A 12,411-nucleotide genomic window follows, 5' to 3' on the forward strand; every position below is an offset into this window, starting at 1 on the left:
CTGAAAGGTTACAGCGATACCAACCCGATCAATCTCACTCAGCCAGATAATCTGGCTTATGTGATCTACACCTCGGGTTCCACCGGCAAGCCCAAAGGCACGCTGCTACCGCACCAGAACGTCATGCGTTTGTTCGCGGCCACCCAGGACTGGTATCAGTTCGATGCCAATGATGTGTGGAGTGTCTTCCATTCCTATGCTTTCGACTTCTCGGTCTGGGAGCTGTTTGGTGCATTGCTGTATGGCGCCAAGGCTGTGGTTGTACCCAAGGATGTTGCCCGCTCGCCGGAGGACTTTCACAACCTGCTGCTCAAGCAGAAGGTCACGGTGCTCAACCAGACGCCTTCAGCGTTCAAACAGTTGATCCCTATTGCAGTCGACAAAGCCCAGCCTCTATCCCTGCGTTATGTGGTGTTTGGTGGGGAGGCTCTGGATGTAAGCAGCCTTGCTCCCTGGTTCGATGCGTTTGGTGATCGCCAGCCGCAATTGGTGAACATGTACGGCATTACCGAGACGACCGTTCACGTCACCTACCGCCCGATCAGTCGAGAAGACCTGAGCAAAGAAGGCGTAAGTCCGATTGGCGAAGTCATCCCGGACCTGTCCTGGTACCTACTCGACAGCAATCTGGGTGTAGCGGCTCCCGGTTGTCAGGGGGAACTGCACGTTGGTCGTGCCGGTTTGGCGCGTGGTTACCACCAACGTGCGGATCTCACTGCACTGCGCTTCATCCCTGACCCGTTCGATACCAGTGAGCAAGGTGGTGGTCGCCTCTATCGTACCGGCGACTTGGCCCGCTACCGAGCTGATGGTGTGATCGAGTACGCCGGTCGTATCGACCATCAAGTGAAGATTCGTGGCTTCCGGATCGAACTGGGCGAGATCGAAGCTCAGCTACAAGCCTACGAATCAGTACGAGACGTGGTGGTCATCGACATCGAAGGCCCGAACGGAAAACAACTGGTTGGTTACCTCGTTGCTGAGGTCGGAAAGGCTGAGCATTCTGAGCAGCAAACCCTGCTGCGCGCTGCTTTGCGTGATCACCTCAAAGCCAATCTGCCTGATTACATGGTGCCTACACACCTGCTGTTCCTGGAAAAGATGCCACTGACGCCGAATGGTAAGCTGGACCGCAAGGCCCTGCCGAAGCCGGGCGCTAGCCAACTGCATCAGGAATACGTGGCACCGCAGAGCGAGTTGGAACAGCAAATCGCAGCGATCTGGGCAGATGTTCTGAAGGTGGATAAGGTTGGTCTGACCGACAACTTCTTCGAGCTGGGCGGCGACTCGATCATCTCGATCCAGGTGGTTAGCCGTGCCCGGCAGATGGGTATTCGCTTCACACCCAAGGAACTCTTCCAGCACCAGACGGTGCAAGGCTTGGCTTCGGTGGCCAAGCGTGGCGAGGCAGGGGCTCTGCAGATTGATCAGGGGCCAGTCATTGGAGAAGGCATGCTTCTGCCTATCCACCAGTACTTCTTCGATGAAGCGATTCCCGAGCGCCATCACTGGAACCAGGCGTTGCTGCTCAAACCAGGTCAAGTGCTTGAGCCAGAGCTGATCGATCAGGCGCTGCAGGCATTGATCGTTCATCACGATGCACTGCGCTTGAACTTCAAGCAGGACTCTGCTGGTAACTGGTTTGCTAACTACCGTCCTGTTGCAGAACAGCAAGAGGTTCTCTGGCAATCCAGCGTCAATAGCGAGTCGGAGCTTGAGGCTCTTTGTTCTGAAGCGCAAAGTAGCTTGGGCCTACAGGATGGTCCTCTGATACGAGCAGTGTTGGCGACGCTCACCGACGGTACTCAGCGTTTGCTGCTGGCGATACATCACTTGGCAGTCGACGGTGTGTCCTGGCGAATTCTGCTGGAGGATCTGCAAACGGCTTATGGCCAACTGCAGGAAAAACAGGCCATCAAGCTGCCGGAGAAAACCAGCTCGACGCGAGTCTGGGCCGAGCACCTGCAAACATACGCGAGCAGCGAAGCGTTACAGCAAGAGCTGGGTTACTGGAAAGACCAGCTTGCTGATATCAACGCCTGCCTTCCTTGTGACAATACAGAAGGTTCACTGCAAGGTCGTCATGCAGGCGGCGCGCAAACTCGCCTGGATCAGAACTACACGCGTCAATTACTGCAAGACGCTCCGTCCGCCTACCGTACACAGATCAATGATCTGTTGCTGACGACACTGGCTCGTGTCATCTCTCGCTGGACCCAGCAGGATAATGTGCTGGTTCAACTGGAAGGCCACGGCCGCGAGGAACTGTTCGATACGGTCGATCTGACACGTACCGTTGGTTGGTTCACCAGCATGTTCCCGGTGAAACTGAGCCCGTCTGAAACATTGGCCGGTTCGATCAAGCAGATCAAGGAACAACTGCGCGCGATCCCGAACAAGGGCATTGGTTTTGGTGCACTGCGTTATTTGAGTGATGAGGCATCGCAGCAAACTCTTGCTGAATTGCCTGTCCCACGAATTACCTTCAATTATCTGGGGCAGTTCGACAGCAGCTTCGAGGGCGAAGCGGAAGAGGCGGCGTTCCTTGCACCTGCAAACGAAAGTTCAGGCACAAGCCAGAGCGAAGAAGCCCCTCTCGGTAATTGGCTGTCGATCAATGGTCAGGTCTATAGTGGCGAACTGAGTTTGAGCTGGAGCTTCAGCCGGGAGATGTTCGATGAGACGACAGTCCAGAAGCTTGCATCTGAATACGCTGAAGAGTTGAAAGCACTGATCGAGCATTGCTCAAACGAAGCAACGTCTGGCTTAACGCCTTCGGATGTGCCGTTGGCCAGACTGAGTCAGGAGCAACTTGATGCGCTGCCTATCAGTGCAAACGAGATAGAAGACATCTATCCGTTGTCACCGATGCAGCAGGGCATGTTGTTCCACAGCCTGTTCGAACAAGGTGGTGGTGATTACATCAACCAGGTCCGGGTCGATGTGGATGGTTTGGATGTCGAGCGTTTCCACCAAGCCTGGCAAGCTGTAGTGGATCGGCATGAAGTCCTGCGAGCCAGTTTCGTGACTCAGTTTGAGCAGCCGCTGCAGGTCATCCGCAAGCAAGTTGCGATGCCGTTTGTAGTCCTGGACTGGTCAACGCAGGCAGATCTCGCCCAGAACCTGGACACATGGGCTGAAGCCGATCGGCACAAAGGCTTCGATCTACAGCAAGAACCATTGCTGAGGATTGCGGCGATCCGTACTGGAGAGAACAGCCATCACCTGATCTACACCAACCATCACATCCTGATGGATGGGTGGAGCAACTCGCAGTTGCTTGGAGAAGTACTACAGAGCTACGCCGGCGATCCCCTTGCTCACCAAGCCAGTCGCTATCGTGACTACATCGAGTGGTTACAAAAACAGGACAAGGTACAAAGCGAAGCGTTTTGGCGCGGACAGTTCGGTGACTTGCAAGAGCCGACGCATCTTGCCCAGGCAATCCGCCAGGATAAGGAAACGTTGGGTCAAGGCTACGGTGACCACTACCAAGTACTGGACAAGAAGCGCACTCAAGCGTTGAGTGACTTTGCTCGCCAACAGCGAGTGACGGTAAACACCCTGGTGCAAGCCGCTTGGTTGCTGCTGCTCCAGCGCTACACAGGCCAAGATACGGTTGCGTTCGGTGCAACGGTTTCGGGTCGCCCGGCAGAACTTAAAGGCGTCGAACAACAGTTGGGACTGTTCATCAATACGCTGCCGGTGATTGCGAGTCCGAAACCTGAGCAGAGTGTTGCTCAATGGATCGAGCAGGTGCAGGCGCAGAACCTGGCGCTACGTGAGCATGAACATACGCCGCTGTATGACGTGCAGCGCTGGGCAGGACAGGGCGGTGAAGCTCTGTTCGATAATATCCTGGTGTTCGAAAACTACCCTGTATCAGAGGCGCTTCAGCAAGGCGCCTCAGAGGAAATCAGTTTTGGTGAAGTGGCTAACCATGAGCAGACCAACTATCCGCTGACGCTTGCAGTCGGATTGGGAGAGGAGCTTTCAGTTCATTACAGCTATGACCGAAGTAACTTCGATGACTCAGCGATTGAGCGAGTTGCAAAGCACTTTGACAATCTGTTGGGAGAGATCACTAAGCAATCGCAGCAACATCTGGGGGATCTAGCGCTGCTTGATGCGGCAGAGCATCAACAGATTGTTTATGACTGGAACCGCACCGAAGAGAATTACCCAAGCGATCAATGCATTCATCAACTGATCGAAGCGCGGGTTGATAAAACCTCTGATGCCATCGCCGTGGTGTTCGACAATCAAGAGTTGACCTACCAACAACTGAATGGCAAGGCCAACCAACTGGCGCATAAGCTGCGCCAGTTGGGTGTCGGACCGGATGTATTGGTGGGTATCGCCGTAGAGCGCAGCCTGGAAATGGTGGTTGGGCTGCTGGGAATCTTGAAGGCAGGCGGTGCGTATGTACCGTTGGACCCAGAGTATCCAGCAGATCGACTGGCCTACATGATGGAGGACAGTGGTATCGCGTTGCTGCTGACTGAAGCTCATCTACAAGCACAACTCCCGATCCCAGATCATGTGCACTGCTTGATGCTTGATGAAGATCTGAAAGGTTACAGCGATACCAACCCGATCAATCTCACTCAGCCAGATAATCTGGCTTACGTCATGTACACCTCGGGCTCAACCGGGCGCCCTAAAGGTGTAGCTATTTCCCATGATGCCTTGAGCCAGCATGCTCATGTATCGCTCGGCTTCTTCAACCTGTCGGGCGATGATCGCATCCTGCAGTTCGCCACCTTCAACTTCGATGGTTTCGTCGAGCAGCTCTATCCCGCGCTGATTTGCGGCGCCTCAGTAGTCATCCGTGGCCGTGATATCTGGGACAGCGAAACCTTCTATCAGGAGCTGCTGGCCAGGGATATCAGTGTGGTCGACGTGACGACGGCTTACTGGTTCATGCTGGCCAAGGATTTCGCGGAAAAAGGGCCGCGAGATTATGGCCGCTTGCATCAATTCCACTCAGGCGGTGAGGCGATGCCGCCTGAAGGCGTTGCTGCTTGGAAGAAAGCGGGTCTTGAGCATGTTCACCTGCTGAATACCTATGGTCCGACCGAAGCGACGGTGACGGTCAGTACTCACGATTGTATCGATTACTTGTCGGGCAAGGAGCCACTTCCGGCCTTGATGCCGATTGGCAAGGTGCTGCCAGGACGGACGATCTATTTACTGGATCACTTCGGCAAGATCGTCGTCAACGGTGCGATTGGTGAGTTGACCATTGGTGGTGAGCTACTTGCGCGTGGTTACTTCAACCGTCCGGCATTGACTGCTGAGCGCTTCATTCCTGACCCCTTTGACACCAGTGAGCAGGGTGGCGGTCGGCTATACCGCACCGGTGATCTGACGCGTTATCTCGATGATGGCGTGATCGAATTCGTAGGCCGTATCGACCATCAGGTGAAGATCCGTGGCTTCCGTATTGAGTTGGGCGAGATAGAGGCTCAGTTGCAAGCCCACGAAGCAGTACGAGAAGCGGTGGTCATCGATATCGAGGGGCTGAGCGGAAAACAGCTGGTTGGCTATCTCGTCGCAGCAGCCGGACAGGCGGGGGATTCTGAGCAGCAAAAACTGCTCCGTACGAGCCTACGCGATCACCTCAGGGGCAATCTTCCAGATTACATGGTTCCTGCGCATCTGGTGTTCCTGGAGAAGATGCCGCTGACACCGAACGGAAAACTGGACCGTAAGGCTCTGCCGAAGCCGGACACCAGCCAACTGCAGCAGGAGTACGTGGCGCCGCAGAGCGAGCTGGAGCAGCAGATCGCAGCAATCTGGGCCGATGTGCTGAAGGTGGAGAAGGTCGGTCTCACCGATAACTTCTTTGAGTTGGGAGGACATTCCCTTCTTGCTACACAGGTTATCTCCAGAGTCAATCATGAGTGGAACCTATCGGTCCCCCTAAAAGCTTTGTTCGTCTCCGAAAACCTTGGGGGGTTCAGCGTACAAGTGGAGACGCTACACGCCGGTGCACATTCCCTAGGCTCAGAATTGGCTAAATCGCTGGGGGATCTGAAACGTTTATCGCTTAATGAACTTGAACAACTGATTTCATAGGAGCGGTAGCATGCAGGCGTTGATTGAGTCGGTAGGGACCTTGACAACAAAAGAGCGCAAGGCCTTGGCGGTTCTGCTCAAAAAGAAAGGCATCAATCTTTTTGGCATCACGCCTATTCATAGGCGAGGAGAGGATGAACCACTCCTGCTTTCGTACGCACAGCAGCGGCAGTGGTTTCTCTGGCAGCTTGAACCTGAGGGAAGCGCTTATCACATAGTTGCTGCTTTGCGCTTGTCTGGCGAGTTGAAGCTGGGGGCCTTGGAGCAGAGTTTCGAACATTTGATTCAGCGCCATCAAGGCTTGCGGACCACGTTTCTTCAGGATGGAGATGAGGTGCGCCAGGTCGTGCATGAGGCGCCATCAATAAAATTGGATATTGTAGAACTACATGAGAGCGGAGCATCTCGTGATACTGCTATCTCGGCTTATATCGAAGAGCAAGCCACACAATCTTTTGATTTAGAGACAGGGCCGCTTTTTCGCGTGGGCCTTCTGCGGCTTTCAGAAAATGAGCATGTTCTGGCTCTAGTTCAGCATCATATCGTTTCTGACGGCTGGTCCATGCAGATTATGGTGGATGAGTTGGTTCGCCTTTATTCAGGTTTCACTCAAAATCGGCAGCCCGATTTACCCACTTTACCGATTCAATATGCTGACTATGCCTTATGGCAGCGTCACTGGATGGATGCGGGTGAGCGTGAGCGACAATTAGATTATTGGTTGAGTAAGTTAGGAAGTGATACTGTCGACCTAGCCTTGCCATTGGATCACCCTCGTCCTTCGAGGCCTAGCTTTCGTGGGGCCAGTATAGATGTTCCGCTTACAGTCGATATCGGTGTGGAACTGAAGCGTTTAGCTCAGCGCGAAGGCGTTACACTTTTTGTGTTGCTATTAGCCGCTTTCCAATGCCTGCTTTATCGTTATACCGGCCAGACCGATATACGTGTCGGTATTCCGGTTGCTAATCGTAGCCGCCTTGAAATCGAGCGCTTGATTGGTTTCTTTGTAAATACTCAAGTATTGAAAGGCGATCTAGATGGGCTATTGCCATTCAATGAGTTTTTGAAGCAAGTCAGACAAACGGTTCTTGAGGCGCAAGAGTATCAAGACCTACCTTTTGAACAACTTGTGGAGGCTTTGCGACCAGAGCGCAGCCTGAGCCGTAACCCGTTATTCCAAGTTATGCTCAATCATCAATTCGCAAGCAGTGACGAGGCTAGTGTTCATAAGCTGCCAGGATTGAAAGTTTCAAGTGTTGAGCGCGCAGGAGGTAGCGAACAGTTCGACCTGACATTAATGGTAGTTGAGTCTGATGATCAGATATGGATCTCGTTGAGCTACGCAGTCGATTTGTTTGAGCCAGCTACAATTATCTCCATGAGTAGCCATTTGGCCAATCTTTTGCGAGGTATATTGGTTAATCCTGGCGAATCCATAAGCCATTTGCCATTGTTGGGTGAGGCAGAGCGAGAACTGATCTTGAGCGATTGTGGCATTGATCGGGTAAATTATCCAGTTGATCGTTGCATACACTTACTGTTCGAAGAGCAAGCGCAAAAGACGCCAGATGCAGTTGCGGTGGTATTTGAGGATGAGATGCTTACCTACAATCAGCTCAGTCGCAAGGCTAACCAACTTGCGCACAAGTTGATCAGTCTGGGGGTCGGTCCCGATGTGCTGGTGGGAATAGCGGTAGAGCGTAGTCTTGATATGGTAGTGGGGGTGCTGGGTATCCTTAAGGCAGGAGGTGCTTATGTGCCGCTTGATCCTGAATACCCGCAGGATCGCTTGGCTTACATGATCAAGGATAGCGGTATTGAGTTGCTGTTAACGCAGTCGCATCTGACGAGCCTGCTACCAGTCCCGGAATTAATGCAAACGCTGGAGTTGGATACGCAGGTTGGACTTTCTGTTTATGCAGAGAGTGTGCCTAGAGTAAATATCCAGCCTGAAAATCTAGCCTATGTAATCTACACGTCGGGCTCTACAGGTAAACCCAAAGGAGTGGCTGTAGCCCACGGCCCATTCGCGATGCATGCGAGGGCTGTGAGTGATGTATACGATCTGCACCCTGACGATTGCCTAATGCAGTCTGCGTCCATAAACTTCGATGCTGCTGCTGAACAATTATTCATGCCGTTGTTGATAGGAGCTCGAATTGTTCTGGCAGATATCAAGCGAAGATCTGTTCATGATGTGCTGGAAAGCATCCGATCCAATCATGTCTCTGCTGTTAACTTTCCACCTGCCTATCTGGCATATATGAATGAGATACTGTCAAAAACAGGTGAGAAATTAGATATACGCCTTTGTATTCTCGGCGGTGAGGCATGGACATTGGCGTTACTCGACGGTGGCGTGCTGCAAGCCGAGCATATCTTCAATGCCTATGGGCCAACCGAGGCAGTAGTTACACCTTTGGTTTGGGCTGCCGATATTTCTGATTCATTCAACGGGTATGCCCCGATAGGTAAGGCTGTAGGTCTACGACGTAGCCTTATCCTTGACTGCGATTTGTGCATATTGGTACGGGGGGCCCAAGGCGAATTGCTGTTGGCTGGAGAGGGCTTGGCTAGAGGCTACCTTAATCGTCCCAGCTTGACGGCTGAGCGGTTCATTCCTGATCCGTATGACGACTCGAAAGAAGGTGGCGGTCGCCTATACCGCACAGGTGACTTAGCTAAATGCCGTGCTGATGGCGTGATTGAGTACGTAGGCCGTATCGACCATCAGGTGAAAATCCGTGGTTTTCGTATCGAGTTGGGCGAGATCGAAGCGTGCCTGCTGGGGCAGGACATTGTGCGCGAGACCGTGGTATTTGCCCAGGGTGGGCCGGCTGGGCAGCAGCTAGTTGGTTATGTCGTTCCGGCAGATTTAGCGGTAATAGACGATCAAGATGGTCAGGCTCAACTGCGTGATGCGATCAAGACACGGCTCAAGGAAAGCCTGCCGGACTACATGGTTCCCTCGCATCTACTGTTCCTGAGCGAGTTGCCACTGACACCGAACGGTAAGCTGGACCGTAAGGCGCTGCCGAAGCCTGATGCCAGTTTACTGCAGCAGAACTATGTGGCGCCGCAAAGCGAGCTTGAGCAGAGGATCGCAGCAATCTGGACTGATGTCCTGAAGCTTGAGCAGATAGGTCTGACTGACAACTTCTTTGACCTCGGTGGCCACTCTCTACTGGCCACCCAAGTCATCTCTCGGGTGCGCCAGTCTCTCAATCTGGATGTTCCGCTCAAAGCAATTTTCGAGTGTTCGGATCTGGCTGATTTTGCCCAGGTTGCTGGAGAAAGCGTTTCCAGCAAAGTATTGCCTTTTATTCAGGCAGACCGTTCACAGCCCCTGGCACTGTCTTATGCCCAGCAGCGCCAGTGGTTCCTCTGGCAATTGGATCCGGGAAGTGCGGCGTATAACATCCCTACTGCGCTGAAGCTGAAGGGGCAACTGGATAAGAAAGCGCTGCAATATGCTTTTGCATCTTTGATCCAGCGTCACGAGCCCTTGCGAACCACCTTTCGACAAGAAGGCGAGAAGGCGATCCAGATCATCCATGCCCAAATAGACTTCCAGCTCACCGTCGATGAGTCTGCCCTGGCGTCGGATAAACAGCTCAAGGCCTATGTTGAGTACGAAGTACAACAACCGTTTGATCTGGAGTCTGGCCCGCTACTACGAGTGAAACTGCTTCGCCAGGCAGAGGATGAGCATGTCCTGATCTTGACATTGCACCACATTGTATCCGATGGCTGGTCAATGCCTCTGATGGTGGATGAGTTGGTTCAACTCTATGAGGGCTGCTGTCACGGCAAGGACGTCCAATTGCCTGAGTTGGCGATTCAATATGCAGACTATGCCGTTTGGCAACGTCAATGGATGGAGGCGGGCGAGCAGAAACGGCAACTGGATTACTGGACAAAACAGCTGGGCGGTGAGCAACCTGTACTGGAGTTGCCGATCGACCGTCCACGCCCGGCGGAGCAGAGTCATGCGGGCGCAAGCCTTGACATTTCTTTGAATGCCGAACTTTCCCAGGGGCTTAAGCGCTTGGCTGATGATCAGGGGGTGACACTGTTTATGGTGTTGCTTGCCAGTTTCCAGGTCTTGCTGCATCGCTACAGTGGTCAGGATGACATTCGTGTAGGTACGCCAATAGCTAACCGGACCCGGCTGGAAACAGAGCGTCTGATTGGTTTCTTTGTCAACACTCAGGTACTGAAGGCTGAGTTCGATGTGCGGGTACGTTTCACTGATCTGCTACAGCAAGTGAAGCAGGTAGCACTCGGTGCGCAGGATCATCAGGATTTACCGTTCGAACAGTTGGTGGAAGCTTTGCAGCCGGAGCGAAGCTTAAGTCATAGCCCACTGTTCCAAGTGATGTACAACCATCAGACGGAAGGTCGAAAGGAAGTCAGGTCTCTAGCCGGGCTGGAAGTGCAAGGGCTGGAGTGGGAAAACAACGTCGCTCAATTCGATCTTACGTTGAATACTTTAGACTCTACTGAGGGTATTTACGCATCGCTGACCTATGCGTGCGAGTTGTTCGAGCGAACATCCATCGAGCAGATAGCCCAGCATTGGGTGAACTTGTTAGCTGCAATTGTGGCTCGTCCGACCCAAATGGTCAGTGACTTGCCTATGCTGGCAATCGATGAGCAACAGACCATTTTGAAAGAGTGGAACCACACTGAGTCTGCTTACCCGAGTAACCGGTTTGTCCATCAGTTGATTGCTGAGCGAGCTGAGCAAGTGCCGGAGGCGGTTGCTGTCTTGTTCGGAGATAGCCAGTTGACCTATGGTGAGCTGGATCGACAGGCTAACCAGTTGGCGCACAAACTTATTGAGTTGGGAGTAGGTCCAGAGATCCGGGTTGCGGTAGCCATGCCGCGTTCAGCTGAAATAATGGTGGCTTTCCTCGGTGTGCTCAAGGCCGGTGGTGCATATGTTCCGCTGGATTTGGCTTATCCGAAAGATCGTCTGTCGTACATGATGCAGGATAGTCAGGCTCCATTGCTACTGACCAATAGCCAGCAACGGGAAGGGCTACCATCTGTTGAGAATATGGCTGTCTTGGAAATAGACAACCGAGACGACTGGAATAGCTATCCTTGCGATGCTCCGCAGATTTATCTGCATGAGGAAAATCTAGCTTACGTCATTTATACATCGGGTTCGACAGGATTACCTAAAGGTGTCGCGGTTAGTCATGGACCGCTAGCTGCTCATATCATCGCCACAGGTGAGCGTTATGAAACATGTGCATCGGATTGTGAACTGCACTTCATGTCATTCGCTTTTGATGGCGCTCATGAAGGCTGGATGCATCCGCTCATCAATGGCGCCAGGATCCTTGTGCGAGATGACAGCCTGTGGACGCCAGAGCAGACCCTTGAGCAGATGCATCGTCATGCAGTGACTATCGGAGTCTTCCCTCCCATCTATCTGCAGCAACTTGCTGAACATGCGCAAGCAACCGGCCATCCGCCGATAGCGCGAGTTTACTGCTTTGGTGGCGATGCAGTGCCAGAGGCCAGCTATGAGCTGGTTTGGAAAGCACTGAAGCCTACCTATATCTTCAATGGCTACGGTCCGACGGAGACAGTCGTAACTCCGCTGATCTGGAAAGCTAGGTTTGGTGATCGCTGTGATGCAGCTTATGCCCCGATCGGTAAGCTTGTAGGCAAGCGTTGTGGTTATGTTATGGATGCACAACTTACGCTGCTGCCATATGGCGTACCAGGCGAGCTTTATCTCGGAGGACAAGGGGTTGCCAGGGGGTATCTGGAGCGTCCGGCCTTGACTGCGGAGCGCTTCGTTCCGGATGCCTATGCAGAGGGCGGTCGTTTGTATCGCAGTGGGGATCTGGTGCGTTGCCGTGAGGGCGATGTAGTTGATTACTTGGGTCGTGTCGACCATCAGGTGAAGGTCCGCGGTTTCCGTATCGAGTTGGGCGAAGTTGAGGCAAGGCTGCTTGATCAGGAGTTGCTGCTGGAGGCTGTTGTGACAGCCCAGGACGGAGTGTATGGCAAGCAATTGGTTGCTTATATCATCCCAACAGATGTCACAGTTGTGGGTGATCAAGAGGCTCAGTTCCTACTGCGTGAATCGATCAAAACACAACTCAGGGAAAGCCTGCCGGACTATATGGTTCCGGCACATCTGTTGTTCCTTGAGAAGTTGCCGCTGACGCCGAATGGCAAGCTGGACCGCAAGGCGCTGCCGAAGCCGGATGCGAGCTTGCTGCAGCAAGGTTATGTGGCACCGCAGAGCGAGCTTGAGCAGAGGATCGCGGCGATCTGGGCGGATGTGCTGAAGCTTGAGAAGGTGGG

At 53.2% G+C, this 12,411-nt stretch carries 2 protein-coding genes; both read left to right on the plus strand.

Features of this window, described 5'->3' with window-relative positions:
- On the plus strand, positions 1 to 6,081 hold a 6,081-nt coding region (locus ACSZPK_RS26840), incomplete at its 5' end, for an amino acid adenylation domain-containing protein (RefSeq protein WP_437884664.1).
- Between the two features lie 10 nt (positions 6,082 to 6,091).
- A partial coding sequence (locus ACSZPK_RS26845; RefSeq protein ID WP_437884665.1) for an amino acid adenylation domain-containing protein occupies positions 6,092 to 12,411 on the plus strand: 6,320 nt, incomplete at its 3' end.

Origin of the sequence: Pseudomonas sp. LRF_L74 (assembly GCF_965644255.1) — a bacterium.
GTDB lineage: Bacteria > Pseudomonadota > Gammaproteobacteria > Pseudomonadales > Pseudomonadaceae > Aquipseudomonas.